The 25128-nt window shown below is 74.4% G+C and carries 24 protein-coding genes; 14 read left to right on the forward strand and 10 right to left on the reverse strand.

Going from position 1 to position 25128, the window contains the following annotated elements; genetic code table 11:
- The 3 genes from ACZ6B8_RS01545 to ACZ6B8_RS01555 form a co-directional block, all read right to left on the reverse strand.
- Entirely contained in the window at window positions 1-1263 is a 1263-nt protein-coding gene (locus ACZ6B8_RS01545; RefSeq protein WP_471074396.1) for an NAD(P)/FAD-dependent oxidoreductase, read from the reverse strand.
- Window positions 1264-1425: 162 nt separating this feature from the next.
- Entirely contained in the window at window positions 1426-2814 is a 1389-nt protein-coding gene (locus tag ACZ6B8_RS01550) for a deoxyguanosinetriphosphate triphosphohydrolase (protein ID WP_471605950.1), read from the reverse strand.
- A 62-nt stretch (window positions 2815-2876) separates the two neighbouring features.
- Window positions 2877-3764, reverse strand: coding sequence for a sirohydrochlorin chelatase (locus tag ACZ6B8_RS01555; protein WP_471605951.1), 888 nt, complete (start codon window positions 3762-3764; stop codon window positions 2877-2879).
- A gap of 353 nt (window positions 3765-4117) precedes the next feature.
- Here ACZ6B8_RS01555 and ACZ6B8_RS01560 point away from each other — a divergent pair, with 353 nt between their 5' ends.
- Both ACZ6B8_RS01560 and ACZ6B8_RS01565 read left to right on the forward strand, forming a co-directional pair.
- Window positions 4118-4774 (forward strand): SanA/YdcF family protein, encoded by a 657-nt coding sequence (locus ACZ6B8_RS01560; protein WP_471605952.1) that lies wholly within the window; start codon window positions 4118-4120, stop codon window positions 4772-4774.
- Window positions 4775-4945: 171 nt separating this feature from the next.
- Window positions 4946-7168, forward strand: coding sequence for a molybdopterin oxidoreductase family protein (locus ACZ6B8_RS01565; protein WP_471605953.1), 2223 nt, complete (start codon window positions 4946-4948; stop codon window positions 7166-7168).
- Between the two features lie 113 nt (window positions 7169-7281).
- Here ACZ6B8_RS01565 and ACZ6B8_RS01570 read toward each other — a convergent pair whose 3' ends face one another.
- Together ACZ6B8_RS01570 and ACZ6B8_RS01575 are read right to left on the reverse strand one after the other, a co-directional pair.
- Window positions 7282-7578, reverse strand: a complete 297-nt coding sequence (locus ACZ6B8_RS01570) for a DUF6355 family natural product biosynthesis protein (protein WP_471074381.1) — start codon at window positions 7576-7578, stop codon at window positions 7282-7284.
- 242 nt (window positions 7579-7820) lie between these two features.
- The gene (locus tag ACZ6B8_RS01575; protein WP_471605954.1) at window positions 7821-8267 is read right to left on the reverse strand and encodes a gamma-glutamylcyclotransferase family protein; all 447 of its coding nucleotides are present in this window, start codon (window positions 8265-8267) and stop codon (window positions 7821-7823) included.
- Window positions 8268-8489: 222 nt separating this feature from the next.
- Between ACZ6B8_RS01575 and ACZ6B8_RS01580 the strand changes: the two genes are divergently transcribed.
- The 6 genes from ACZ6B8_RS01580 to ACZ6B8_RS01605 all read left to right on the forward strand — a co-directional run bounded on the left by ACZ6B8_RS01580 (window position 8490) and on the right by ACZ6B8_RS01605 (window position 13947).
- On the forward strand, window positions 8490-9218 hold the full coding sequence (locus tag ACZ6B8_RS01580) for a hypothetical protein (RefSeq protein WP_471605955.1): 729 nt from the start codon (window positions 8490-8492) through the stop codon (window positions 9216-9218).
- A 71-nt stretch (window positions 9219-9289) separates the two neighbouring features.
- Window positions 9290-10555: an ATP-binding protein gene (locus ACZ6B8_RS01585; RefSeq protein WP_471605956.1), complete on the forward strand. Its 1266-nt coding sequence runs from the start codon at window positions 9290-9292 to the stop codon at window positions 10553-10555.
- A gap of 156 nt (window positions 10556-10711) precedes the next feature.
- Window positions 10712-11338 carry a redox-sensitive transcriptional activator SoxR gene (gene soxR, locus ACZ6B8_RS01590; protein WP_471074370.1) on the forward strand — a complete coding sequence of 209 codons (627 nt, stop codon included), beginning with the start codon at window positions 10712-10714 and terminating at the stop codon, window positions 11336-11338.
- A 64-nt stretch (window positions 11339-11402) separates the two neighbouring features.
- On the forward strand, window positions 11403-12200 hold the full coding sequence (locus ACZ6B8_RS01595) for an aminotransferase class IV (RefSeq protein WP_471074367.1): 798 nt from the start codon (window positions 11403-11405) through the stop codon (window positions 12198-12200).
- Between the two features lie 271 nt (window positions 12201-12471).
- Window positions 12472-13062 carry a hypothetical protein gene (locus tag ACZ6B8_RS01600; RefSeq protein ID WP_471074364.1) on the forward strand — a complete coding sequence of 197 codons (591 nt, stop codon included), beginning with the start codon at window positions 12472-12474 and terminating at the stop codon, window positions 13060-13062.
- A 117-nt stretch (window positions 13063-13179) separates the two neighbouring features.
- Window positions 13180-13947 carry a class F sortase gene (locus ACZ6B8_RS01605; protein WP_471605957.1) on the forward strand — a complete coding sequence of 256 codons (768 nt, stop codon included), beginning with the start codon at window positions 13180-13182 and terminating at the stop codon, window positions 13945-13947.
- A gap of 22 nt (window positions 13948-13969) precedes the next feature.
- Here the strand turns inward: ACZ6B8_RS01605 and ACZ6B8_RS01610 are convergent, their stop codons facing one another.
- From ACZ6B8_RS01610 to ACZ6B8_RS01620, 3 genes are all read right to left on the reverse strand, one after another.
- A complete protein-coding gene (locus ACZ6B8_RS01610; RefSeq protein ID WP_471074358.1) occupies window positions 13970-14752 on the reverse strand; it encodes a sulfite exporter TauE/SafE family protein in 783 nt (260 codons plus the stop codon).
- A gap of 134 nt (window positions 14753-14886) precedes the next feature.
- The gene (locus ACZ6B8_RS01615; RefSeq protein WP_471074355.1) at window positions 14887-15078 is read right to left on the reverse strand and encodes a hypothetical protein; all 192 of its coding nucleotides are present in this window, start codon (window positions 15076-15078) and stop codon (window positions 14887-14889) included.
- Between the two features lie 73 nt (window positions 15079-15151).
- Window positions 15152-16423 (reverse strand): ferredoxin reductase family protein, encoded by a 1272-nt coding sequence (locus tag ACZ6B8_RS01620; protein WP_471605958.1) that lies wholly within the window; start codon window positions 16421-16423, stop codon window positions 15152-15154.
- Between the two features lie 674 nt (window positions 16424-17097).
- On the opposite strand from ACZ6B8_RS01620, the gene ACZ6B8_RS01625 reads away from it, so the two are divergent.
- The 6 genes from ACZ6B8_RS01625 to ACZ6B8_RS01650 all read left to right on the forward strand — a co-directional run bounded on the left by ACZ6B8_RS01625 (window position 17098) and on the right by ACZ6B8_RS01650 (window position 23833).
- On the forward strand, window positions 17098-18432 hold the full coding sequence (locus tag ACZ6B8_RS01625) for an NAD(P)/FAD-dependent oxidoreductase (protein ID WP_471605959.1): 1335 nt from the start codon (window positions 17098-17100) through the stop codon (window positions 18430-18432).
- Window positions 18416-20995, forward strand: a complete 2580-nt coding sequence (gene nirB / locus ACZ6B8_RS01630) for a nitrite reductase large subunit NirB (protein ID WP_471605960.1) — start codon at window positions 18416-18418, stop codon at window positions 20993-20995. Before ACZ6B8_RS01625 ends, nirB begins: the two co-directional genes overlap by 17 nt.
- Window positions 20992-21333, forward strand: a complete 342-nt coding sequence (gene nirD / locus ACZ6B8_RS01635) for a nitrite reductase small subunit NirD (RefSeq protein ID WP_471605961.1) — start codon at window positions 20992-20994, stop codon at window positions 21331-21333. Before nirB ends, nirD begins: the two co-directional genes overlap by 4 nt.
- Window positions 21334-21366: 33 nt before the next feature.
- Window positions 21367-21951 (forward strand): TetR/AcrR family transcriptional regulator, encoded by a 585-nt coding sequence (locus tag ACZ6B8_RS01640; RefSeq protein ID WP_471074341.1) that lies wholly within the window; start codon window positions 21367-21369, stop codon window positions 21949-21951.
- 92 nt (window positions 21952-22043) lie between these two features.
- Window positions 22044-22820 (forward strand): SDR family NAD(P)-dependent oxidoreductase, encoded by a 777-nt coding sequence (locus ACZ6B8_RS01645; protein WP_471605962.1) that lies wholly within the window; start codon window positions 22044-22046, stop codon window positions 22818-22820.
- Window positions 22821-22918: 98 nt separating this feature from the next.
- The gene (locus ACZ6B8_RS01650) at window positions 22919-23833 is read left to right on the forward strand and encodes an oxidoreductase (protein ID WP_471605963.1); all 915 of its coding nucleotides are present in this window, start codon (window positions 22919-22921) and stop codon (window positions 23831-23833) included.
- A 37-nt stretch (window positions 23834-23870) separates the two neighbouring features.
- Here the strand turns inward: ACZ6B8_RS01650 and ACZ6B8_RS01655 are convergent, their stop codons facing one another.
- Entirely contained in the window at window positions 23871-24308 is a 438-nt protein-coding gene (locus ACZ6B8_RS01655) for a group III truncated hemoglobin (RefSeq protein ID WP_471605964.1), read from the reverse strand.
- A 152-nt stretch (window positions 24309-24460) separates the two neighbouring features.
- Window positions 24461-25036, reverse strand: a complete 576-nt coding sequence (locus tag ACZ6B8_RS01660; protein ID WP_471605965.1) for a hypothetical protein — start codon at window positions 25034-25036, stop codon at window positions 24461-24463.
- Window positions 25037-25128 lie beyond the last annotated feature (92 nt).

Raw genomic sequence — 25128 nt, forward strand, 5'->3', positions numbered from 1 at the left:
TCACCCCAGGAGCGACGCCAGAGGGGTCGACGGGTCCGCGAGGGCGTCGGTGCCGGGTCGCGCGCCCTCGCGGATCAGCTGCTGGATCGGCTCCGTGACGTCCCACACATTCACGTTCATGCCCGCGAGGACCTGGCCGTCGCGCAGCCAGAAGGCGATGAACTCGCGCTTGCCCGTGTCGCCGCGGACCACCACTTGGTCGTACGTGCCCGGGGGCGCCCAGCCGGAGTACTCCAGGCCGACGTCGTACTGGTCGGAGAAGAAGTAGGGCACGCGGTCGTAGCCGACGTCCTGGCCGAGCATCGCGCGGGCCGCCGCCGGGCCGCCGTTGAGGGCGTTGGCCCAGTGCTCCACGCGCAGGCTGGTACCGAAGAGCGCGTGGCGCACGGAGGCCACGTCGCCCGCCGCGTAGATGTCGGGGTCGGAGGTGCGCAGGGAGGCGTCGACGGCAATGCCGCCGCCGTCCGCGCGGTCGGCCAGCTCCAGGCCCGCGGACTCGGCGAGGGCCGTGCGGGGGGCCGCGCCGATCGCCGCGAGCACGTCGTGCGCCGGGTGCTCCTCGCCGTCGTCCGTGCGGGCGGCGAGGACCATGCCGTCCTGGCCGGTGATCTCGGTGAGCTTCGCGCCGAAGTGGAAGCGGACGCCGTGCTCGGCGTGCAGGTCGGCGAACATCTGGCCGACCTCGGGGCCGAGGACGGCGTGCAGCGGGGTCGGCTCCGGCTCGACGACGGTGACCTCCGCGCCGTACTCACGGGCGGCCGCGGCGATCTCCAGGCCGATCCAGCCGGCGCCCGCGACGACCAGGTGGCCGTTGTCCCTGCCGAGCGAGGCCAGGACGTTGCGGAGCCGGTCGGCGTGGGCCAGACGGCGCAGGTGGTGAACGCCCGCGAGGTCGGTGCCGGGGACGTCCAGACGACGCGGCTCGGCGCCGGTGACGAGCAGGAGCTTGTCGTAGCGGATGACGGTGCCGTCGCCCAGGCGCACGTTCTTGGCGGCGCGGTCGATGGCGACGACGGTCTGGCCGAGGTGCAGTTCGACGTCGGCCTGCGCGTACCACCCCGGTTCGTGGACGAAGACGCTGTCGCGCTCCTCCTTGCCGAGGAGATAGCCCTTGGACAGGGGCGGACGCTCGTACGGGTGGTCGCGCTCGTCACCGATGAGGATCACCCGTCCGGTGAACCCTTCGGAGCGGAGCGTCTCGGCCGCCTTGGCGCCGGCCAGCCCTCCTCCGACAATGACGAACGTCTGATCCGCGTCGACCACTTGATGCCTCCTTGCCCGGGGTACCGGGGATGTACCCCGGAAGAACACAGACTTGCCACTCGGTCTTGCCGCCACAGGGAGCGTCCCGCACGGAGCGTGATGCGGGAAGGGGGCGTGGCCCCGACTGGCCACATTCCGTCACCCCCTGTGGTCACTCCATGGTCACTTACCGTCGTTCCGCCGGGACACGGCCCAGGGCTTCGCCGTCATCCGCGTGTGCAGGGCGCGGGCCGCCGCGTCGGTGAGCGACGCGATCTGGTCGATCACCACGCGGCGGGCGGCCCGGTCGTCGGCCGCCTCCTCGTACAGCGCGCGGAACTGGGGGTCGAGGCCGTCGGGGGCGCGGGCGGTGAGCGCCTCGGCGAGCTCGGCGACGATGATCCGCTGGTCCGCGCGGAGCCGCTCCTGGGCGGGGCGCTGCATCACATAGCGGTCGGCGACGGCCTTGAGGACCGCGCATTCGTGGCGCGCCGCGCGGGGGACGACCAGCTCGGCCGCGTACCGCGTGAGGGCCCCGTTGCCTCCCCCCGTGCCTGAACGGCCCCGGAGGTGCCCCCACCGCGCGCGGGTGGCGGTCTCCGCGGCGAGACAGAAGCGGCCGATGAGCTGGCTGGTGGCGTCCTTCAACCGGGCCTGGGTGACGGCCGATCCGTCGTACCCGTGCGGCCACCACTCCTGCTCCAGGAGGCGGTCGAGGGCCTGGGCGAGCTCTTCGGGGTCGGTGTCCTCGGGCACGTACCGCCCGATCGCGACGGCGTAGATGTCCTGGCGCTCGGGCTCGGCGAGCAGCGCTTCGGGGTCGATGTGCCCGGCGTGCAGGCCGTCCTCGAAGTCGTGGACCGAGTACGCGACGTCGTCGGACCAGTCCATGATCTGCGCCTCGAAGCAGGTGCGGTTCCCCGGCGCCTGCGCGCGCACCCAGTCGAAGACCGGCCGGTCGTCCTCGTAGACGCCGAACTTGGTGGAGGCCGGGTCGGTGGGGTGGCCGCCTCGCGGCCAGGGGTACTTGGTGGCGGCGTCCAGGGCGGCGCGGGTGAGGTTGAGGCCGACGCTGACCAGTTCGCCGCCGCGCGAGCGGACGAAGCGCTTGGGCTCTATGCGGGTGAGGAGCCGGAGCGACTGGGCGTTGCCCTCGAAGCCGCCGCAGTCGGCCGCCACTTCGTTCAGCGCCTGTTCGCCGTTGTGCCCGAACGGCGGGTGTCCCAGGTCGTGCGAGAGGCACGCCGTCTCCACCAGGTCGGGGTCGCAGCCGAGGGCGGCGCCGAGCTCGCGGCCCACCTGGGCGCACTCCAGAGAGTGCGTCAGCCGGGTGCGTGCGCTGGCGTCCCAGGCCTGGTTGCGGGTGCCGGGCGTGACGACCTGGGTCTTGCCTGCGAGACGGCGCAGCGCGGCGGAGTGCAGGACCCGCGCGCGGTCGCGCTGGAAAGCCGTGCGCCCCGGCCTCTTGTCGGGCTCGGGGGCCCACCGGTCGACGGCCGCCTCGTCGTAGGCGCTGTAGACGCCGTGGGCGGTGCGGGCCTCGGGTCGCGCGTGCGGTGCTGTGCCTTCCATGCACCGACAGTAGACGCAAGCAGTGACAAACAGGGATCTGGCCCCGGTGATTTCGGCCTGCGTCAGACGCTGCTGAGACGGCGTCCCCGCGCCGGTGCGGGGGCGGTGCGTGCCTGGTCGTAGCGGTGCAGGACGAGCCGGGCGAGCGCCGGATGCGCGCCGAGCGGGGCTGCCGCGAGCCAGGGGGCGGCGGCCGCGCTCCGGGCGGCGAAGCGGCCCGGCGCGGTGAAGTACGCGGCCACGGCGGTCCGTGTCCGCCCCTGTGCGGCGAGGGTGTCGAGCGCCTGCGGCACGGTGCGGGCACAGGCGGCGGTCGGGGCGGCGTAGGCGGGGACGACGGGGACGCCGATGCGTTCGGCGAGCAGTGCGGCGGCGGTCTCCGTGTCGGCGGCCGACTCGGGATCGCGGGAGCCGGCCGCGGCGAGGACCACGGCGTGCCGGCGGCGCTCGCGCGCACCCATGGTCCGCGCGGGCCAGCCCTCCTGGACGAGCCGGGCGTGCAGCGCCTCGGCGAGCAGCGGGTGCGGACCGAGCGGGCCGGCGACGCGCGTGTCGACGGCGCGGGCGTCCGCGGCGGCTCCGGGTATGTCGCGCTTGACGTGCTGGCCCCGGCCGAGGAGCAGGGGGACGAGGACGGCGGCCTCGTGGGCCAGCGTGTCGAGGGTGTCGGTGAGCAGGGGCTCGTTCAGTTCGATGTGGCCCAGGCGGACGGTGAGGCCGGGGCGCTGCTCGCGGACGCGCTCGGCGAGGGCCGTGACGGTGGCGAGGGCGCGGGGGTCGCGGCTGCCGTGGGCGACGAGGACGAGAGCGGGGCGGCCGGGGTGGGGGCGCCGGGTGGGCCGGGTGTCGAGCTGGTGGCCGAGCTGGCTGGTGATCCGTTCCATGAGCTGCGCCGTACTGTCGAGGTGAGGGCTGCCGGACGCGGGGTGAAGCGGGTTCGACGGCGTCATGGACCGAGGATGGCGGGGCGATGTTGCCGGGGCGTTGCGCGGTGGTGACGGCTGTTTTCCCCGCGCTCACGGTGGGCGGCGGGGCGCGGTCAGGGTCCGGGCCGGGGTGATCTCCGGGTTGTTTCGGGGGCGGGAGCCGCTGACGCGGTGGGTGGCGGCGTTTACGGTTGTGGCAGTGATCGGATCGGGGGGATCCGGTGGATACAGGGGCACGGGGGCGGATGACGGTGGAACGACACGGGGCGCGGGGACGGGACCACGAGCCGGAAGACAACCGGGCGCGCGAGCGGGAACGGCCGGGGTGGGCGCGGAGGTCGTGGAGTGCGCGGCCGCGCAGGCCGGCCTGGCTGCGCATGCCCCGCACCCGCACGGAGCAGCGGCGGACCGTGCAGGTCCTGATGGCCCTGTGCGTGCTCGCGCTGTCCCCCGCGACCTGGCTGTTCGTGACCACGGACGACAAGGTCGGCACGGTCGAGGACGCGCCCCGCTCGCGGGTCGCCATGGTCTTCGGCGCGGGGCTGTGGAAGGGCGAGCCGTCGCCCTATCTGGCCCACCGGCTCGACGCGGCGGCCGAGTTGTACCGCAAGGGCCGCATAGAGGTCGTGCTCGTCACGGGCGACAACAGCCGTGCGGACTACGACGAGCCGGACGCCATGCGCGTGTACCTGAAGAAGCACGGCGTGCCGGGGCGGCGGATCGTGAGCGACTACGCCGGGTTCGACACCTGGGACTCCTGCGTCCGCGCGAAGAAGATCTTCGGCGTGGATCAGGCGGTGCTGATCAGCCAGGGCTTCCACATACGCAGAGCGGTCGCGCTGTGCGACGCGGCGGGCGTCTCGTCGTACGGCGTGGGGGTCGACGCGGTGCACGACACGACCTGGTACTACGGCGGCGCGCGGGAGGTCTTCGCGGCGGGCAAGGCGGCGCTCGACGCGGCGTTCCGGCCCGATCCGCACTTCCTCGGGCGGCAGGAGCCGGGCGTGGAGCGGGCGTTGGCCTCGCGCCGCTGAGCGACCGGAGCCGGGGCACGTCTCACGGGGCGCGGGCCCCGCACGCGCAGCCCCCCGCGAGGCGACCGGCCCGGCCTCACAGCCGGACGCCGGCGACGCTGAGGCCGGCTTACCGCGTGCGTAACGTGATCACGCCGGGGCACGTAACACGCCCGGCGGAGGCTGGGCGGCATGCACTCCACGGCGACACCGGCGACACCGTCGACTCCCCCGGCCACGGACCCGGCTGCCCGGGCCAGGGTGACGGCGACCCACTGTCCGTACTGCGCGTTGCAGTGCGGGATGGGCCTCCAGGCGGGGCCCGGCGGCGGGCTGGAGGTGGTGGAGCGTGCCGGCTTCCCCGTCAACAAGGGGGCGCTCTGCGGCAAGGGCCGCACGGCTCCCGAGGTGCTCTCCTCGCGGGTGCGCCTGACGGAGCCGCTCGTCCGGTCCCCCGCCACGGGCGCACTCGCACCGGCCACCTGGGAGGAGGCACTCGACCGGATCGGCGACGAGCTGTCCCGCGCACGGGCGGAGCACGGGGCGGACGCCTGCGGGGTGTTCGGCGGGGGCGGTCTGACCAACGAGAAGGCGTACGCACTGGGGAAGTTCGCGCGGGTGGCGCTCGGCACCTCGCAGGTCGACTACAACGGCCGCTTCTGCATGTCCTCGGCGGCGGCCGCCGGGCAGCGGGCGTTCGGTCTCGACCGGGGGCTGCCCTTCCCGCTGGAGGACGTGGCGCGCACCGGCTGCGTGATCCTCGTGGGGTCGAACCTCGCCGAGACCATGCCGCCCGCGCTGCGCTACCTCACGGAGCTGCGGGCGAACGGCGGCACGCTGATCGTCGTGGACCCCCGCCGGACCCGGACCGCCGAGCAGGCCGACCTGCACCTGGCGCCACGCCCCGGCACGGATCTCGCCCTGGCGCTCGGCCTGCTGCACCTGGTCGTGGCGGAGGGTCGCACGGACGAGGCGTACATCGAGGAGCGGACGAGCGGATGGGGGGAGGCACGGGCGGCGGCGATGGCGCACTGGCCCGAGCACGTGGAGCGGATCACCGGCGTGTCGGTACCCCAACTGCGCGATGCCGTACGGCTCTTCTGCGGCGCCGACACCGCGATGGTGCTCACCGCGCGCGGGCCCGAGCAGCAGGCCAAGGGCACGGACACCGTCGGGGCGTGGATCAATCTCTGTCTGGCCACGGGGCGCGCCGGGCGGCCGTTGTCCGGGTACGGCTGTCTGACGGGCCAGGGAAACGGCCAGGGCGGACGCGAACACGGCCAGAAGGCGGACCAGTTGCCCGGTTACCGCAAGCTGACCGATCCGGCGGCGCGGGCGCATGTGGCGGGCGTCTGGGGTGTGGATCCCGACTCCCTGCCGGGTCCGGGCCGGTCGGCGTACGAGCTGCTCGACGCGTTGGGCGGGGACATCAGGACGCTGCTCCTGATGGGGTCCAACCCGGTCGTCTCCGCGCCGCGGGCCGCGCACGTGGAGGAGCGGCTGCGTTCGCTGGACTTCCTCGCGGTGGCGGATGTGGTGCTGTCCGAGACGGCCCAACTGGCGGACGTGGTGCTGCCGGTGACGCAGTGGGCGGAGGAGACCGGGACGGTGACGAACCTGGAGGGGCGGGTGCTGCTGCGGCGCCGGGCGGTGTCCGCGCCGGACGGGGTGCGCAGCGACCTGGAAGTACTGCACGGGCTCGCGGCCCGGCTCGGTCACGGGAAGGGGTTTCCCACGGAACCGGAGGAGGTGTTCGAGGAGTTGCGCCGGGCGAGTGCGAGGGGCCCGGCGGACTATTCGGGGATCAGTTACGAGCGGCTGAGGGAGGACGACGGGGCGGGGGTGTTCTGGCCGTGCCCGGATGACGGCTCGGACGACAGCTCGGCCGACGTGGCGAAAGGGCCGGGAGGGACAGAGAGGCCGGGAGAGGCGGAGGGGGCCGGTGGTGGGGTTCGGCATCCCGGGACGCCGCGGCTGTTCCTGGACGGGTTCGCCACCGAGGACGGGCGGGCGCGGTTCGTGCCGGTCGTGCACCGGGCCGCCGCGGAGGAGCCGGACGCGGAGTATCCGGTGCTGCTGACCACGGGGAGGGTGCTCGCGCAGTACCAGTCCGGGGCCCAGACGCGGCGCGTCGACGAGCTCAACTCCGCGGCTCCGGGGCCCTTCGTGGAGCTGCATCCGCGGCTCGCCGCGCGTCTGGGGGTCGGGGAGGACGATCCGGTCGCCGTCGTCTCGCGGCGTGGCCGCGCGGTGGCTCCGGCGCGGGTCACGACGGCGATCCGCGCGGACACGGTCTTCATGCCGTTCCACTGGCCGGGCGAGGGCCGGGCGAACACCCTGACGCATCCCGCGCTGGATCCCGTCTCGCGGATGCCGGAGTTCAAGGTGTGCGCGGTGCGGTTGGAACGGGCGTAGGGGTCGGTGTCAGGGGGTGGGAATCGGTGCGGCGGTGCGCGGTGGTGCGGAGGGGGCAGGGCGGCGGGCCGCGGTGGTGGTCGGGGGCGGCCCGCCGTCCTACGCGGGCAGGGTCAGCAGGTGCGGCCGATGTAGTGCGCGCCCTGGATCTTGGCGGCCGGGCCCAGCCAGGTCCTGCCCGGGCCGACACAGCGCTCGTAGTCGGGGCTCATGGCCACCCGCACCTTGATGACGACGCGGGAGCCGTCGCTCGTGCAGTGGTTGTAGAACGCGTCGCTGGAGGTCTCGTAGAACCCGCAGGGGTTCAGGGCCGCGGCCGGTGCGTGAGCGGACGCGGTGCCCGCCACGGGGAGGCCGAGGGTGAGGGCCGCGGCCGAGAGAAGGACCGGCAGCGTTCGGCGAAGGCTCATGGGCAACTCCTGCTGAGGACGTGGTGCTCGCGCACCGGCTCGTGCACCGACCGGTGCGGACCCGGTGCGGACAGAGAGTCGCATCGACCGGCGCCTCCCGTGATCACGCGGGCGGCGCTTGTCGCTCGCACGGGCGAGGAAGTCCACCGGATCGAGTGCGCCGGCGGGGGCTGCCGGGCGCTTGTTGCTGGGTGCAAGCTGTTGCTGGGGGCGTGTCGCCGGGGCGCTTTGCGGCCGGGTGCTCAGTGGCGGGGTCTGAAGGCGGTCCAGTCCCCGCCGTCGATCACCGTTCCGGAGGTCAGGAGGCCGGCCGCGAGGCGTGGGGCGGCGACGTAGATCCAGGCGCGGGTCGGCGTCCCGTCCGGGGTGACCACGTCGCGGGCGACGCGCTCGTACAGGTTGCGGGGGTCGCCGGGGACGTACTCCTCCAGGAGGTCCAGGGCGGTGAGGAGCCGGTCGTAGGCGGCGGGGCGGGCCGTCACCAGTTCTCCGTGGACCGGGCCGTGCCCTGTGGCCTCGACGGCGTACGGGTATCCGGGTCCTTCGTAGAGGACCGCGCCCGGCCACCGGGCGGGTTCCTCCGCTGCGGTCCGGCCGCGCAGGTACGCGGCGTGGTTGGGCTCGCCCGGGCGCAGGGTGCCGTAGACGAAGAACGGCAAGTCCACACGCCGGCCGTGCGCAGCGTCCATACGACGATTGTGCACAGCTTCGGCCAGAGGCGAGTGCCCGGGCCGAAGGTCCCGAACATGGCGGTTCAGCCGCTCTTAGGCGCAGCTGTTACATAACCTCCCGTTTTCCGTGATGGACGGTTCCTACCTTCGAGAGCGGTGGCCGGCCGTTCTGCCGAATCCCCGGTGCAGTCCCCCGGCCGGCCACCACCAGCGCTCCCCCCACGTGACGGTCACCTCCCCATGAACCCGATGCCCCGCCGCCCGCTCCTGCTGGGCGCCGCCCCCTTCGCCGCCCTGGCCGCCTTCGGGCTCGCCGGGTGCGGCGGCACGAACGGCCTCGGCCACGGTGAGGCCGCGCCGACCGTCTCCGTGCAGCCGCGCCCCGAGGCGGTCTGGCCGGCCTGGACCGGTACGTCATCGCGGGCGCCCGGCGCCGAGGCCGCCACGCGCCAGCCGCCGCCGAGGCCGCTGAAGGGGCTGCCGCGCGTCGGCTCCGGGGGGCTGGCCTCGGTGGACGTGCATGCGGTCCTGCGGGCCGACCCCCGGACGAAGCCGCTGGCCGGCCGCGGGACGATCGACCGGCCGGGGCGCGCTGGGCTGCGGCCGCCGAAGTTCGTGGATCTGACCGGCGACAAGAAGCCCGAGATGCTCGTGGCCGCCGACACCGAGAGCGGGCGGTCCGTTCTGGCCGTCTACCGCGAGCGCGGCGGCAAGGTCTATCCGATCCTGTTCACCTCCGGCAGGAATCTGGCCGTCGAGACGATCGGCCCCGATCTGCTGGTCCGTACGCCGTGTTCGGAGGGCGGCGAGCAGGCCGTGCGGTTCCACTGGGACGGCGCGCGGATGTCCACGGTCAGCGACATCAAGAACTACAAGCGCTCCGACCGGCCGGCCGGCTCCTTCCAGCAACAACCCGGCACCTCCACGCCCACCCCCTCCACGCCCCCGTCCCCCTCCGCGTCCCCGTGAGGACCTTGATGCCGCGGGCGGCCGGGCCGCGTGCGCACGGGATCCCGGCGGCCCTGGCCCATGTCCGTGCCGTGCCGGGCCGTCTCGGGCTGCGCTGGAAGATCGCCGCGCTGCTCGCCGCGGGCTGCGCCGTGGTCGCCGTCGCCATCGGCGTGCTCGTCCACGACGCCCGCCTCGACCAGGTCACCGACAGCGCCCGCTCCGGCGCGGTGGCACAGCTCGTCCGCGTACGGCAGTTGTACGAGCTGACGGGGCAGGTCGACGAGGACGACACGGGGGCCGCACTCGACGACCCGCGGCTGCCCGAGCCGTTGCGGCGGGCCGCGCTGGCCGGGCAGCGCACCACCTACCTCGACATGGCGTCGGACGACCCGTGCGTCTGGGCGGCCCGGCCGGTCGGCGACCATCCGCGCCACGTCCTGTCCGTCCGGGAGTCGCTGCGGCAACAGGCGGACGAGATGGCGGAGTTCGACCGGCAGCTGCTCGTCTCGGGTGCCGTCGTCGTCGGCCTCGCCGCGCTCGGCGGCGCGGGGCTCTCCAGTCGGCTCAGCCGTGAACTGCGCACCGCGGCGGCCATCGCGCGCCGGATCAGCCAGGGTGAACTCGACGCCCGCATCGGCGGTCCGCGGCGGTCCGGCGGGACGCACGGCAGGAACGAGGTGGCCGAACTGGCCACCGCCGTCGACACGATGGCCGCCTCCCTGCAACAACGCCTGGAAGCAGAGCAGCGGTTCACCGCGGATGTCGCTCACGAGCTGCGCACCCCGCTGACCGGCCTGTACACGGCGGCCGAGCTGTTGCCGGCGAGCCGGCCGACCGAGCTGGTCCGCGACCGGGTGCGCGCCCTGCACGTCCTCACCGAGGATCTGCTCGAAGTGGCGCGGCTCGACGCGGAGGTGGAGAAGCCTGACCTGGAGGTGCACCCGCTGGGACGGCTCGTCGAGGCCATTGCGGAGCGCACGGGCGGTTCGGCGGCGAGCTTCACGGCGCAGGGCGCGGAGAGCGCGTACGAGACGTACGTACGGACCGACGCGCGGCGCCTGGAGCGGATCCTCACCAACCTCGTCAGCAACGCCCACCGGCACGGCGGCGCCCCGGTCGAGGTGCGGGTCGACGGCGTGGAGGTCAGGGTGCGCGACCACGGGGCCGGCTTCCCCGAGCGGTTGCTGGCGGACGGTCCGCAGCGGTTCCAGACCGGGGCGCGCGAGCGCGGCCAGGGCACCGGCCTCGGCCTGACCATCGCGCTCGGCCAGGCCCAGGTGATCGGCGCCCGGGTGACGCTCGCCAACGCCGCGGACGGCGGGGCGGTGGCGGCGGTGCGGTTGCCGCAGGCCTGACCTCGGAGGTGGGGGGTGAGGCTGCCGTGGGCCTGGACCCGCCGCTCGGGGCGCGGAATCGGGCGGCGCGCACCTTGGGCACGGGGGGGCGGCCTGGGCACGGGCGGTGCGTACCTTGGGCGCGGGCCGGCAGTCACCCCTGACTACGCTGGCGGCATGACCCAGCGCCTCGCCCCGCTAGCCAAGGAAGCCACCATCGGCGAGCTCGCCGAGCGCAGTGGCGTCGCACCCTCCGCCCTGCGGTTCTACGAGAGCGAGGGGCTCATCACGTCCCGCCGCACCTCGGGCAACCAGCGCCGCTACAGCCGGGACACCCTGCGCCGCGTCGCCTTCATCCGCACCTCCCAGCAGTTGGGCATGCCGCTGGCCACCATCCGTGAGGTGCTCTCCCTGCTCCCCGAGGACCGCACCCCGAACCGGGCGGACTGGGCCAGGATCTCCGAGTGCTGGCGCGAGGACCTCGACGAGCGCATACGGACCCTGCAGCGGCTGCGCGACAACCTCACGGACTGCATCGGCTGCGGCTGCCTCTCGCTCTCCCGGTGCGCGCTCTCCAACTCGTGGGACGCGCTGGGCTCGCGCGGGCCCGGCCCGCGCCGCGTGGTGGAGAAGGAGATCCCGTGCGCCACCGGGACGTGCGCGTCCGCGCCGACGGACCGGACCGCACCGGAACAGACGGCCGTACCGGAACAGACGACCGCACCGGAACCGCCGGCCGTGCCGGAGCAGCGGCAGGGCGGCGACGCGGCGCCCCGCAAGCGCCGGGCCGCCGACGTCTCGTAGCCGTCTCTTAGCCGTCGCGGCGACATCGCGTAACCGGCGCGCGGACGTCTCGTAGCGTGTCCGCATGACTATCACCGCACTGGTCGAACGCATCGAGATCGACGGACAGCCGGCCACCGCCGAGGCCCTGCTGTGGCCCGCGCTCGTCCAGACCGGGCACTTCACCGCGATGCAGGTCAGGGGCGGCAGGGTGCGCGGCGTCGACCGCCATCTGGCCCGGCTCGACGCGGCCACCCGCGAGCTCTTCGGGCACGCCGTCGACGGGGAGCGGGTGCGCGGCCTGATCCGGCACGTCCTGCGCGACGACATCACGGAGGCGACCGTGCGTGTCTACGTCCACGCCCCGGACGGGGAGCCGTCGTTCATGGTCACCGTCCGGCCGCCGACGGAGCTGCCGGTCACGTGGGAGGAGCGGGCGCAGTCGCTGCGGTCCGTGCCGTACCAGCGGCCCTTCGCCCACATCAAGCACCTGGGCGGCTTCGGGCAGGCGCGGCACGCCGAGCTCGTGCGCCGCGACGGCTTCGACGAGGCGCTGCTCACGGGCCCGGACGGCGCGGTCAGCGAGGGTGCCGTCACGAACGTCGCCTTCTTCGACGGCGACTCGGTCGTGTGGCCGAGTGCGCCGCACCTGTCCGGCATCACGATGCAGCTGGTCGAGGCAGGTCTGCCCGCCGCGGGCCTGCCGACCCGGCACGCGCCGGTGACCCTCGCGGACCTTCCGTCGTACGCGGCGGCCTTCGTCACCAATGCCTGGGGGGTCCGGCCGGTGCGGCGGATCGACGACGTGACGTACGGGATCGACGAGGAGCTGATGGGGAGGGTGGCCGGGGTCTACGAGGCGGTGCCGTGGGACGCGGTCTGATCCCCCGGACGGCCCACCCGGCGGGCGCGGGTCACCCATTCACCGGCGTCCCGCGCACCCTTCGGGCAGTTTCCCCCGCTGCCCCGGTGACCTGCTGGAACACATCCGTCACCGCGTCCCCGAAGGCCCGAACCCGGCGTTTCTGACGGCTCATCAGGAGGCGTGGGCCGCCCGCTGCCACTTACCTCGGTAGAGCGGGGTTCGACCGACGCAGCGGCACTTGGGGGTGCCGCGGGCCGTGCCTGCGCGAAGGCCCTCGGAGGAACGAGCAATGCGCAACGCCCGCCTGCTGACCGGTACCGCTCTAGCCGTGGCGGTGGGCGCCCTGTCCGTCCCCGCCTTCGCCTTCCCCGTCCTCGCCGTGGCCGGTGCCCCGGGGCCGCCCGCCGGGGACCTGCAAATCCAGCCGGCCACCGTCACCCCCGGCTCCGCCGTCACCGTGCACACCACGGCGTGCGGTCCCGGCGGGACGGCGGCGGGCGACGCCAGCGCGGTGGGCGCGGGAGCGTTCACGATGGCGCCCGGGGCGCACCAGGAGAGCGGTGAGGCCACGGCAGGCCGCTTCGAGGTGCCGCCGTCGGCGCAGCCCGGCACCTACGAGATCGTCGCGAAGTGCTCGGGCTCCGGCGGTTCCGGGGCGAAGGGCAAGCGGATCGCGGGCGACCTGGTGGTCACGATCACCTCCACCGCGGCGGCCGGCGAACGGCCGCACCCGCAGCCGCGGGGACATGTGAAGACGGGGGTCGGCGGCGCACTCGGCCCCGACCCCGTGCAGACCGCGGCGGGAGTGGCGGCCCTGGCCGTCGCCGCCGCGGGCGGTACCTGGCTCCTGCATCGCCGGGCGAGAGGCGACAGGATCTGACGGACACCCTCCGCTGTCCACCGGTACCGCCGCCCCCGCCCCTTCCCGGCCCGTGTCCCCTCGCGGGCGGGGAGGGGGACGAGGGAGTGGCCCGACCGATCCCGAGGGGGACGCCGTATGCGCCGTACACGCCGCGCACCGAAGTCACGTACGCGTTCCCGCACGGGGCCCGGTCAGCGCCGCAGGGTCGGGAACGCGCTCATAGGCACGGTCACCGCCGTGGCGCTGTGCGCCGGGACGTGGCTGCTGAGCAGTGGCGCGCGGATCCATCCGCCGCCGCAGCCGTCCGCCGCGCAGGCCGCGTCGTCGGCGTCCGCCGCGTCCTCTTCCGCCGGGTCCGGCACGCACGATCACCCGCACGGCCAGGGACTGCGGTCGACGCCCCCGCGCGCCTCCGCATCCGCCTCCCCGGCCGGTACCGCGCCGCTGCCGCCGTCCCCGCCCGACCGGGTGCGGATCCCCTCGATCGGCGTCGACACACCGTTGATGGGGCTCGGCCTGACCAAGCAGGGCAGTCTCGACGTGCCGCCGCCGGAGCGGAAGAACCTGGCGGGCTGGTACGAGGCGGGCACGACGCCCGGCGAGCGCGGCACCGCGATCGTGGCGGGCCATGTCGACAACAAGGAGGGCCCGGCCGTCTTCTACCAGCTGGGCGCGTTGCAGAAGGGCCGCACGATCGAGGTCGAGCGCAGGGACGGCAGCGTGGCCGTCTTCACCGTCGACGCCAACGAGGTGTACGACGCCGCGGACTTCCCCGACGAGAAGGTGTACGGCGCGGCGCCCCGCCCGGAGCTGCGGGTCATCACGTGCGGCGGCAGATACTCCAAGCGGACGGGCTACCAGGGCAACGTGGTGGTCTTCGCCCACCTCACGGCGGTGCGGTGAGAGGTGGGGCCGGTGCGGCGCGTCACGCCGGCCACTGTTCGTAGGCCATCTTCAGGACCAGGGCGAAGACCGTGGTCAGCAGGACCACGCGGACGAAGCCGCTGCCCTTCTTCAGGGCCGTGCGCGCGCCGAACATGCCGCCCGCGAGGTTGAAGACGGCCATGAGGCCTGCCAGCTGCCACAGGACCGCGCCCTGCCAGGCGAACATCGCGAGGGCGCCCGCGTTGGTGCAGCAGTTGACGATCTTCGCGGTGGCGGAGGCGGAGACCAGGTCGAGGTGGAGCACCGCCGTCAGGGCGAGCACGAGGAAGGTGCCGGTGCCGGGGCCGATGAGGCCGTCGTAGAAGCCGATGCCGAGGCCCGCGAGGCCGATCGCGGCGAGGATCCGCTGCGGCGAGGCGGGTCCGGTGGCCGGGGCCGTGCCGAATGCGGGCCTGAGGATCACGAAGGCGGCGACGGCGAGCAGCACCACCATGATCACGGGTTTCAGGACCTCCGTGCTCATCCCGGCCGCGAAGAAGGCGCCGCCCATCGACCCCGCGAGCGCGGCGAGACCGATCCGTACGGCGGTCGGCACGTCGACGGGCGTCTTCCTGACGTACGTGACGGCGGCGCCGGTCGTGCCGACGATCGCCACGGCCTTGTTGGTGCCGAGGGCGTGCGCGGCGGGGGTGCCGCCGGGGAGGCCGAGGAGCAGGGCGGGGAGCAGCAGCAGTCCCCCGCCGCCGACCACGGCGTCGATCCAGCCGGCCGCGAGGGCGGCGAGGCAGAGGACGACGATCGTGGTCAGGGATATGTCAGGCATGATCGCGACCTTAGGTACCGGATGATCACGCCGTCCACGAAACGGCGGAGAGTTGAGGGTCTTCTGAGGTCCCCCCGGGGGACGTCCGGGGGGCAGCCGGGGGGGTATCCGGGGGCCGAGCGGGGCAGTCGCCCTCAGGGCGCCGCCTGCGGTGCCGGTGCGGTCGGCGAGGTGCGGTCGGGGGCCGGGGGCGCCGCCGGGTCGACGGCCAGGGCCAGCACCGTGGCGACCAGCGCGCTCGCTCCTGCCAGGCCCGCCGCGAGTCTCCGGCGGGCCTGGAGGGTGGGTCCCGGGGCGGGGGCGACGGGCTTGCGGTGACGTCCCATGTGCTTGGGTGACCAGCTTTCGTTCTCGGGGGCGGGCGGGCGGGCGGATGGGAGGGGTGCGGGAGCGGGGCGGTCAGAGTGTGAAGTGCTCCGCGTGGATGTGGTGGGCGGGCACCCCCGCGCGCAGCAGCGCCGTCGTGGCCGCGGTCGTCATGCCGGGCGGTCCGCACACGTAGACGTCGTGCTCGGCCAGGTCCGGGACCAGGTTGCGCAGGGCCTGCGGCGCGAGCGGGGAGAACGCGGCGTCGGAGCGCCCGAGCAGATAGTGCAGGCCCGCCCCGCGCCGCTCCGCGATCGCCTCCAGCTCCTGCCGCAGGACGAGTTGCTCGGCACTGCCCGCGCGGTAGAGCAGCGTGAGGTCGCCCGGCCCGCCGGGCAGCGTCTCGAACAGGGCCCGCATCGGCGTGATGCCCACGCCGCCCGCGAGCAGCAGCACCTTGCGCCGCGTGCGCCGGTGCGCGGTGAGCGCGCCGAAGGGGCCGGTCGCCAGGACGCGGGTGCCCGGCCGCAGGCGCCGCATCCGGCGGGTGTGGTCGCCGGCCGCCTTCACCGTGATGCGCAGCATGTCGTCGCGTACGGGCGCCGAGAGCGAGAACGGCAGCGCGGTGCGCCAGAGCCTGCGCTGGAGGAAGCGCCACCGGAAGAACTGGCCGGGCTCGGCGCGCAGGTGGTCGACCCCGATGCCCTGCACCGTGACGGAGACGACGCCGGGCCCCTCGACGCGGACCTCGGTGACGCGCAGGCTGTGGCGCAGCGCCTGCCGTACGGGGACGACCAGGCGGTACCAGCCGAGCAGGACGGCGACGGTGGCGTGCAGCAGCGACCAGAGCCACAGGGTGAGCACGCCGGCAGCGACGTCCGGGCCCGCGAGCTGATGCGCGAAGGCGAGGGCGGCGCCGAGGTAGGTGAGCAGGTGGACGGCGCGCCAGGTCTCGTGCGAGACGCGGCGGCGCAGCGCGCGGGCCGAGGTGGCGCCGACGGCGGCGAGCAGGGCGGTACCGGCGGCGGCCGCCGCGACGCCGGGGTAGCCGAGCAGGCCGAGGGCGGTGCTCAGCAGGTCGGTGCCGGTGTGGGCGGCGTATCCGCAGAGGGCGAGCAGGGCGTGGGCCGCGCACAGGCCGAGCACGTACCGGCCGCCGAGTGCGTGCCGCCGGGCGAGCAGGTCGGCGCCGACGCCGTGCTCGACGGCGGGGACGCGGGCCATCAGGAAGAGCATGACGAGAATCCCGTACCCGGCGAGCAGCCCGGTGAGGTGCGCCGCGGTGGCGCACAGCACGTCGAGGCGGGCGGACGGCTCCACCTGCGCGGCCCACAGTGCGGTGACGGCGAACGCGCCGCCGAGCACGCCGGTCCGCAGGGCCCGGGGCGAGACGCGGACCGGGGGGACGGGGGTGGGGGCGGGGGGCGGAGCCGGGGTGGCGGGATTCCTCCCCGGGGTGCCGGGGTTTCCCGGTGCCGCGTCCGTGCCTCGCGGCGGGCGCGGGGAGACACCTCGCCGCCGCCCGGGCGACACGCCCCGCAGCACCCTCCGTGCCGTGCCGTGCCACACCCTCGGCGCCGCACCCCGGTGCGCACCCGACGGCCTGCCCGGCGGCACCGGTGGCGCCCCCACAGGCGGTGCCTCCGCAGGCGGCACCGCCACCGGCTCACCATGCCTCGGCTCACCGTGCCTCGACCCGCCATGCCTCGGCCCGCCGCGCGCCGGCTCACCGCCCGTCGGCGGAACGCCAGGTTCCGGTGGGGCGTCCATCTGGCGCAGGTACGCGGCGAGCGCGGGGTACGCGTCGAGTCTGGGGTCGGCTGCCTCGGTGGTCACGGCGGCACACTAGGCGCCGTGAGGGGTCGAGATCCGCTGGTCAGGGGCGTTCGCCGGTTCCTTAAGGCGGCCTTGAGGAACCGCTCAACAGGGGTTAAGCCATGGGCCCTCACCGCCCTCCCCCGCCGCCGCTGAGCGCAGCGTTCCCCGTGGGAAACAGCTCCGATCCTGCCGGGTAACACCCGCACCGCAGGCTCCTGGACATGACCTCCTCAGCGCAGCCGCCGGCCACCGGCACCGCACCGGCCCCCGGTGTGGTGGTGATCGGCGCGGGGCTGGCCGGCGCCCGCGTGGCGCAGCGCCTCGGCTCCGGCGCCGTCCTGATCGGTGAGGAGGAGCACCCCCCGTACAACCGCGTCCTGCTCGCCGAGGTGCTCGCCGGGCGGTACGGCCCCGAGGTGATCGCCCTGCCGCGTCCGGAGGGCCCCGTGCTGCGCACCCGCGCGGTCCGGATCGACCGCACAGAACGCCGGGTACTGTGCGCCGACGGCACCGTCGTCCCGTACACCACCCTCGTCCTCGCGACCGGCTCCAATCCCGTACTGCCGCCGCTGCGCGGCCTGTTCGCGTCCGGCGCCCGGGAACTGCCCGGCGGCGTGCACGCGTTCCGCACCATGGACGACTGCCTCGCCCTGTCCGCGGCGGTGACGGCGGGCGTCCGCGTCGTCGTCATCGGCGGCGGCCTCCTCGGCGTCTCGGCGGCCCGCGCCCTCGCCCGGCGCGGCGCCCAGGTCGTGCTGGTCCAGCAGGGCGAGCGGCTCATGGAGCGCCAGCTCGACCCGGCCTCGTCCGGCCTGGTGCACCGCCACCTCACGGGCATCGGCGTCGAGGTGCACACCGAGTGCCGGGTGCGCGGCGTCCGGGTCGCGGACGGCGCGGTGCGCGGTGTCGTCCTCGCCGACGGATATCTCCTGGAGACGGAGCTGACCGTCGTCGCCTGTGGCGTACGGCCCCGCACCGGTCTCGCCCGGGCCGCCGGCCTCGACGTGCGCCGGGGCGTCGTCGTGGACGACCTGCTGCGCACGTCCGACCCGCACATCCGGGCCGTCGGCGACTGCGCGGAGCACGACGGCCGCGTCTACGGGCTCGCCACGCCCGCCGTGGAGCAGGCCGACGCGCTCGCCGAGGCCCTCCTCCGGGACACGGCGGACGCGGACCCCGCAGACGCGGACCCCGCAGGACGGGACGCCCCCGCCCGCACACCCGCACGCCCCTACACCGGCACCCGCGCCCTCACCCGCCTCACCCTGCCGGGCCCGGGCCCGCTGGATCTCGCGGCCTTCGGTGACCCCGAGCCGCGCCCCGACGACGACGTCGTCCAGCTCACCGACGCCACCCGCGGCACCTACCGCAAGGTCGTCGTCCGCGACGGCCGGCTGGTCGGCGGCGTCCTGCTCGGCGAGCTCGCCGCGGTCGGCGCGCTCGCCCGTGCCTGGGAGGCCGACGACCCGCTGCCCGACGACGACAGTCCCCTGCTCCACCTGCTCGCCCACGACGGACTCGCCCACGACGGACTCACCCATGACGGAGGCCGCTGACATGTCCACGCCCGCACCGACCCCGACCCCCCGCCCCACCCTCGTGCTCGTCGGACACGGCATGGTCGGCCAGCGGTTCCTGGAGGCCGCCGCCGAGCAGGGCCTCACCGCGAGCCACCGGATCGTGGTGCTCTGCGAGGAGCCGCGCCCCGCCTACGACCGGGTGCAGCTCACCTCGTACTTCTCGGGCCGCACACCCGACGAACTCTCGCTCACCGACCGGGCGTTCCTCGACGAGCACGGCATCGAGCTGTACGTGGGCGACGCGGCGGAGAGCCTCGACCGGGAGGCCAGGACGGTCACCGCGCGCTCCGGCGCCGTCTTCGCGTACGACGCGCTCGTGCTCGCCACCGGCTCGTACCCCTTCGTGCCGCCGGTGCCCGGCAAGGACGCGGCGGGCTGTTTCGTCTACCGCACCATCGAGGACCTGCTCGCCATCGAGGAGTACGCGAAGCGGCGCGCCACCACCGGCGCGGTCGTCGGCGGCGGGCTGCTCGGCCTGGAGGCGGCGGGCGCCCTGAAAGGGCTCGGCCTGACCACGCACATCGTGGAGTTCGCGCCGCGCCTGATGCCGGTGCAGGTCGACGAGGGCGGCGGCGCCGCGCTCCTGCGCACCATCACCGGCATGGGCCTGCGCGTGCACACCGGCACCGGCACACAGGAGATCGTGACCGGCGAGGACGGCGCCGTGACCGGCATGAAGCTGTCCGACGGCAGTGAACTCGCCACGGATCTCGTGGTGTTCTCCGCCGGCGTCCGGCCGCGTGACCGACTCGCCCGCGAGCACGGCCTGGAGGTCGGCGAGCGCGGCGGCATCACCGTCGACGAGCGGTGCCGCACCAGCGACCCCCACGTGTACGCGATCGGCGAGTGCGCCCTCGCGGCGGACGGCCGGGTGTACGGCCTGGTCGCGCCGGGCTACGAGATGGCGCAGACGGCGGCCGCCGCCATCGCCTCCCGCGAGGGCCGTTTCACCGGCGCCGACCTGTCCACCAAACTGAAGCTCCTCGGCGTCGACGTGGCGTCCTTCGGCGACGCGCACGGCGCGGCGGAGGGCTGCCTCGACGTCGTCTACACCGACTCGCGGTCGGGCACGTACAAGAAGCTGGTGATGGCGCCGGGCGGCGAGCTGCTGGGCGGGATCCTGGTGGGCGACGCCGAGGCGTACGGGCTGCTGCGGCCGCTCACCGGGTCCGTACCGCCCGTCCCCGCCGAGCAGTTGGTGCTGCCCGCGGGCGCGGGGGCGCCGGTCGCGCTCGGGCCGGAGGCGCTGCCCGGCTCGGCGGTGATCTGCAACTGCCACAACGTCACCAAGGACCGGATCTGCGCCTGCTCGTCGCTGCCCGAGGTGAAGAAGTGCACCAAGGCCGGTACCGGATGCGGCAGTTGCCTGAAGGTGATCGGGCAGCTGCTGCCGAAGAGCGGCGACGACGGACTGTGCGGCTGCTTCGCGCAGACCCGCCAGGAGCTGTACGAGATCGTGCGCGCCCTGCGCGTCACCTCCTTCCGCGAACTGCTCGACGGACACGGCCGCGAGGAGGCGCGCGGCGGCGAGGGCTGCGACGAGTGCAAGCCGGCGGTCGGCTCGATCATCGCCTCGCTGGCCCCCACGATCGGCGCCGGCGGCTACGTCCTGGACGGCGAGCAGGCCGCGCTCCAGGACACCAACGACCACTTCCTCGCCAACCTCCAGAAGAACGGCTCCTATTCGGTGGTGCCCCGCATCCCCGGCGGCGAGATCACCCCCGAGAAGCTGATCGTGATCGGCGAGGTGGCCCGGGACTTCGGCCTCTATACGAAGATCACCGGAGGCCAGCGCATCGACCTGTTCGGCGCCCGCGTCGAACAGCTGCCGGTCATCTGGACGCGCCTGGTGAACGCCGGCTTCGAGTCGGGCCACGCCTACGGCAAGGCGCTGCGCACCGTGAAGTCCTGCGTGGGGCAGACCTGGTGCCGCTACGGCGTGCAGGACTCGGTGCGGATGGCCATCGACCTGGAGCTGCGCTACCGCGGTCTGCGCGCCCCGCACAAGCTGAAGTCGGCGGTCTCCGGCTGCGCCCGCGAGTGCGCCGAGGCCCAGTCCAAGGACTTCGGCGTGATCGCCACGGCGAGCGGCTGGAACCTGTACGTCGGCGGCAACGGCGGCGCCACCCCGCGCCACGCCGACCTGCTCGCCCAGGACCTCGACGACGCCGGCCTGGTGCGCCTCATCGACCGGTTCCTGATGTTCTACATCCGCACCGCCGACCGCCTGGAGCGCACCGCGGCCTGGCTGGACCGGATCGACGGCGGCCTCGACCACGTGCGGGACGTCGTCGTCCACGACTCGCTCGGTATCTGCGACGAGCTGGAGGCACTGATGGCCGCGCACGTCACGCACTACCGCGACGAGTGGGCCGAGACCCTCGACGACCCGGAGCGGCTCGCGCGCTTCGTGTCGTTCGTGAACGCGCCGGGCGTGCCCGACCCCACGGTCGGCTTCGTCCCGGAGCGGGACCAGATCAAGCCCGACCTCCCCCTGCTGTCCCTCTCCCCCCGCCCCCTGGAAGGAGCGACGCGATGAGCGACCCGACCGCCTCGCACGTCCAACTGCGCCTGGACGACGACTGGTTCGCGATCTGCGACCGTGCGCGGCTGATGCCGGGCCGCGGCCTCGCCGCCCTGCTGCCGGACGGCCGGCAGGCGGCGCTCTTCCTGGACCGGGAGGGCCGCACGTACGCGATCGACAACCGCGACCCGTTCACGGGCGCCGCGGTGCTCTCCCGGGGGCTGCTCGGCACGGAGCAGGGGCGGCCGTTCGTCGCCTCGCCGCTCCTGAAGCAGCGGTTCGACCTGGAGACGGGGCGGTGCCTGGACGACGAGGAGGTGTCGGTCGCGGTGCACCCGGTCCGGATTACTTGACCGTTCGTTCCAGAATCGCGTACCGTCTTCCTCGTGGCCAGGACCAAGGAATTCGATCCGGACGCCGCGCTGCAGTCGGCCCTGGAGCTGTTCTGGCGGCGCGGCTACGAGGCGACGTCGATGGCGGACCTCGTCGAGGCGCTCGGCATCGGGCGCGCCAGCATCTACGCGACCTTCGGGAACAAGCACGCGCTGTACCTGAAGGCTCTGGAGCGGTACGCCGCCGCCCAGAACCCGCGCCTGCTCGCCGAGCTGTCGCAGCCCGGCCCCGCACTGCCCGCGGTCCGCGCGGTGGTGCGCCGCTTCGGGAGCGAGGCCGCCTCGCCCGAAGGGCGTCTGACCGGCTGTTTCATCACCAACACCGCCACCGAGCTGGGCCCGCACGACCAGCCGGCCGCCCACTTCGTCGAGCGCAGCTGGGAGCACATGGAGACGCTCCTGCACTCCGCGCTCGTCCGCGCGCAGGCCCAGGGCGAGCTGTCGCGGGACCGCGACCCGCTGGCGCTCGCGCGCATGCTCCTGACCCTGATGCAGGGGCTGCGCGTGATCGGCAAGGCGTCGCAGGACCCGGCCCGCGTGCGGGACGCGACGGAGCAGGCGCTGACCCTGCTCGACTGAGCCCCGCCCCGCCATCCATCGCACGCCCCGGCCTCCGGGCTGTTTTTTTGTGACCTCATACTGAACCGATCGTTCAAGAAAAGAGTACCGTCATGGCTTCAGCAGCCCGCTCCCGCTTCGCCGGCCGTACCGCCCTCGTCACCGGCGGCGGCTCCGGCCTCGGCCGCGCCATCGCGCTCGCGTTCGCCGCCGAGGGCGCGAACGTCGTCGTCGCCGGGCGCACCGAGGGCCCGCTCGAGGAGACCGTGGGCCTCGTCGAGGACGCGGGCGGCACGGCCCTCGCCGTCACCGCCGACGTCTCCCGCTCCGCCGACCTGGCCGCGCTCGTCGCCGCCACCGTCGACCGCTTCGGCTCCCTGGACGTGGCCGTGAACAACGCGGGCATCCTGCGCGGCGGGCGCCCCCTTGCCGAACTGCCCGAGGACGAGTGGCGCCTGATGCTCGACATCAACGTCACCGGCGTCCTGCTCGCCCTCCAGGCCGAGGTGGCCCAGATGCGCACACAGCCGGGCGGCGGGGCGGTCGTCAACGTCGGCTCCACGCTGGGCGCGCACACCAGCGCCCCGGGCACGGCGGCGTACGGGGCGACCAAGGCCGCCGTCTCCGCGCTGAGCCGCGCGGCCGCCGCCGAGCACATCCGGGACGGCGTCCGCATCAACACCGTCAGCCCCGGCTCCTCCGACACCACCATGTCCTTCCGGGCGGGCGAGACCGAGGCCGACCGGGCGGCCCGCATGAAGGAGTCGACGCCGCTGGGCCGCGTCTCGACGACCGAGGAGGTCGCCGCGGCCGTGCTGTACCTGGCGTCGGACGAGGCCGGATCGGTCGTCGGCGCCGATCTGGTGATCGACGGCGGCGCGGCGGCCTGAGGCCCGGCTCCCTGCCGTAGGCTCCCCCTCCCCCTTACCCTTGGGTACGAACTCGACCTTACCCATGGGTAAGAACTCGACGGAGAGGGAGCCTTGCCATGGCCGCGTGGACCGCGAGCGACATCCCCGACCAGAGCGGCCGCACCGCCGTGGTCACCGGCGCGAACAGCGGACTCGGCTACGTGACCGCGCGCGAGCTGGCCCGGCGCGGCGCCCGGGTGATCCTCGCCTGCCGCAGCGAGGAGCGCGGGAGCGCGGCGGTGGCCCGGATGCTCACCGAAGTGCCGGGCGCGCACATCGAGTTCGGGCGGCTCGACCTCGGGGACCTGGCGTCCGTACGGAAGTTCGCGGCGGCGTACGCGGACACCCGCCTCGATCTGCTGATCAACAACGCGGGCGTGATGGCGCTGCCCTTCCGGCGCACCGTGGACGGCTTCGAGACGCAGTTCGGCGTCAACCACCTCGGGCACTTCGCACTGACGGGGCTGCTGCTGCCCCGCCTCCTGGAGCGGTCCGGTTCGCGGATCGTGACGGTCTCCTCGGGGCTCCACGCGCTCGGCAACATCGACATCGGCGACCTCAACAGCGAGCGCCGGTACCGGCGTTGGCTCGCCTACGGCCGGTCCAAGACGGCGAACCTCCTCTTCACGCACGAGCTGGCGCGCCGCCTCGCCGCCGACGGCTCCGACACGGTCGCCGCGGCGGCGCACCCCGGGTACGCCTCGACCAATCTGCAGAGCGCGGCGCCCCGGATGGAGGGGCGCAGGGCCGCGGCGCGGGTCGCCGCGCTCGGCAACCGGATCTTCGCGCAGTCGGCGGAGGCGGGGGCGGTGCCGATCCTCTACGCGGCGACGGCGCCCGGGGTGCGGCCCGACTGGTTCACCGGGCCGCGGGGGCTCGGGTTCCGTGGTGGTGCGGGGCCCTCTTGGCGGGCGGTGTGGACGCGCAACGACGTGGCCGGTGAGCGGTTGTGGGCGGCGTCGGAGGATCTGACCGGCGTCCGGTTCCCGTAAACAGTCCCCAGCCCCTCAAGCAGCCCGCCGTGGCCGTTTACGCCGCCCCGCGGAGTTCCAGTACCGCCAAGGGGATGAAGCCCGGGCCGTCGCCCGTCTTCGGGGTGTTCCTGCCGTTCAGGCGGTGCAGGAGGGCCAGGGCCATGCGTTCGCCCTGGGACTTCGCCCTCGTCGCGTTCGGGCCCCGGTGGAGGCCGTCGACCGTGGCGCGCCACAGCTGGACCCAGCGGCCGAAGTGTTCCGCGGTGAGCGGGCGCGCGGAGTGCAGCGCCGCGTGCGGGGCGAACGCGTCGCGGCGGTACTCCGCGCCGCGGAAGAGCGCGCGCTCCCAGAAGTCGGTGATGCGCGGGAGATGGACGTCCAGGTCCGTCCCCGCGATCTCCGTGAAGAAGGGGCCGATCAACGGGTCGGCGAAGGCGGCCGTGTAGAAGCGGCGCAGCATCACGTCGAGGTCGGCGCGGGAGGAGATGTCCACGCCTGCGACTGTGCCACGGGCGGGGGACGGGGCGCCCGGGGCCCGGAGGATGTGCGGGGGCCGGGGGACGCGCGAGGACCGGGAGATGTGCGGGGTGTCCATCCCTCCACCGTCCGCCCCGCCGCTCGCCTCCCCCAGGGGCGAAGGTCCCCTCAGCGCAGGTCGGAGGCCTCGAAGACCGCCGCGGCCGCCGCCTTGTCGGCGCGCGTGACGAGGCGTCGCAGTTCCGTGCGGCCGGTCCTGAGCAGCCCCGTCTCGCACGCCGTGCGGGCCCCCGTGTCCAGGCGGTGCAGGAGCAGCGGGTTGTCGACCAGGGTCTGCGGGTCGAGCTCGACCCGGTTGCCGAGCGAGTCGCACAGGACCAGGCGGGCGGCCACGCCCTCGTTGTGCCGTACGGCGGTCAGCAGACAGGTGCAGACGTGCCGGCGGCACCCGAGCCCCCGTACCGCGAGCCAGCCGGGCCCCGCGGTCACCCGTACCGGGTGCAGCACCACGTAGAGCAGCGCGGAGAGGCCGGCCCACAGGCAGACCCGGGCGGCGGTGAGCGTGCCCGCCGCTCCGTCGACGACCAGGACGAGCCCGAAGAGCGCGCACGCGCAGAAGACGGCGGCCCGCACCTCGGCCGCCCAGCCCCGGTCCACCGTGACCTGCGCCGAAGCGGTGGCGGACGCCGGAGCAGGAGCGGCGGCCGAGGCCGGCCTCGGCATGTCGTGTCCCATGAGTCCCATGAGCGGCACCGTAGAACGGCCGGACGCCCGGCGTCACCGGCGTTGACGTGGTGTATACACACAGCGAGCGCGCCTTGACGCACCGCTGACGC

It is taken from the genome of Streptomyces sp. NPDC041122 (assembly GCF_055592445.1).

Bases quoted from the DNA above. Each gene is read 5' to 3' on its own strand.
- ACZ6B8_RS01550 (WP_471605950.1), bottom strand. From the start codon at position 2,814: ATGGAAGGCACAGCACCGCACGCGCGACCCGAGGCCCGCACCGCCCAC.
- ACZ6B8_RS01555 (WP_471605951.1), bottom strand. From the start codon at position 3,764: ATGACGCCGTCGAACCCGCTTCACCCCGCGTCCGGCAGCCCTCACCTC.
- ACZ6B8_RS01560 (WP_471605952.1), top strand. From the start codon at position 4,118: ATGCCCCGCACCCGCACGGAGCAGCGGCGGACCGTGCAGGTCCTGATG.
- ACZ6B8_RS01565 (WP_471605953.1), top strand. From the start codon at position 4,946: ATGCACTCCACGGCGACACCGGCGACACCGTCGACTCCCCCGGCCACG.
- ACZ6B8_RS01570 (WP_471074381.1), bottom strand. From the start codon at position 7,578: ATGAGCCTTCGCCGAACGCTGCCGGTCCTTCTCTCGGCCGCGGCCCTC.
- ACZ6B8_RS01575 (WP_471605954.1), bottom strand. From the start codon at position 8,267: ATGGACGCTGCGCACGGCCGGCGTGTGGACTTGCCGTTCTTCGTCTAC.
- ACZ6B8_RS01580 (WP_471605955.1), top strand. From the start codon at position 8,490: ATGAACCCGATGCCCCGCCGCCCGCTCCTGCTGGGCGCCGCCCCCTTC.
- soxR (WP_471074370.1), top strand. From the start codon at position 10,712: ATGACCCAGCGCCTCGCCCCGCTAGCCAAGGAAGCCACCATCGGCGAG.
- ACZ6B8_RS01595 (WP_471074367.1), top strand. From the start codon at position 11,403: ATGACTATCACCGCACTGGTCGAACGCATCGAGATCGACGGACAGCCG.
- ACZ6B8_RS01600 (WP_471074364.1), top strand. From the start codon at position 12,472: ATGCGCAACGCCCGCCTGCTGACCGGTACCGCTCTAGCCGTGGCGGTG.
- ACZ6B8_RS01605 (WP_471605957.1), top strand. From the start codon at position 13,180: ATGCGCCGTACACGCCGCGCACCGAAGTCACGTACGCGTTCCCGCACG.
- ACZ6B8_RS01610 (WP_471074358.1), bottom strand. From the start codon at position 14,752: ATGCCTGACATATCCCTGACCACGATCGTCGTCCTCTGCCTCGCCGCC.
- ACZ6B8_RS01615 (WP_471074355.1), bottom strand. From the start codon at position 15,078: ATGGGACGTCACCGCAAGCCCGTCGCCCCCGCCCCGGGACCCACCCTC.
- ACZ6B8_RS01625 (WP_471605959.1), top strand. From the start codon at position 17,098: ATGACCTCCTCAGCGCAGCCGCCGGCCACCGGCACCGCACCGGCCCCC.
- nirB (WP_471605960.1), top strand. From the start codon at position 18,416: ATGACGGAGGCCGCTGACATGTCCACGCCCGCACCGACCCCGACCCCC.
- nirD (WP_471605961.1), top strand. From the start codon at position 20,992: ATGAGCGACCCGACCGCCTCGCACGTCCAACTGCGCCTGGACGACGAC.
- ACZ6B8_RS01645 (WP_471605962.1), top strand. From the start codon at position 22,044: ATGGCTTCAGCAGCCCGCTCCCGCTTCGCCGGCCGTACCGCCCTCGTC.
- ACZ6B8_RS01650 (WP_471605963.1), top strand. From the start codon at position 22,919: ATGGCCGCGTGGACCGCGAGCGACATCCCCGACCAGAGCGGCCGCACC.
- ACZ6B8_RS01660 (WP_471605965.1), bottom strand. From the start codon at position 25,036: ATGGGACTCATGGGACACGACATGCCGAGGCCGGCCTCGGCCGCCGCT.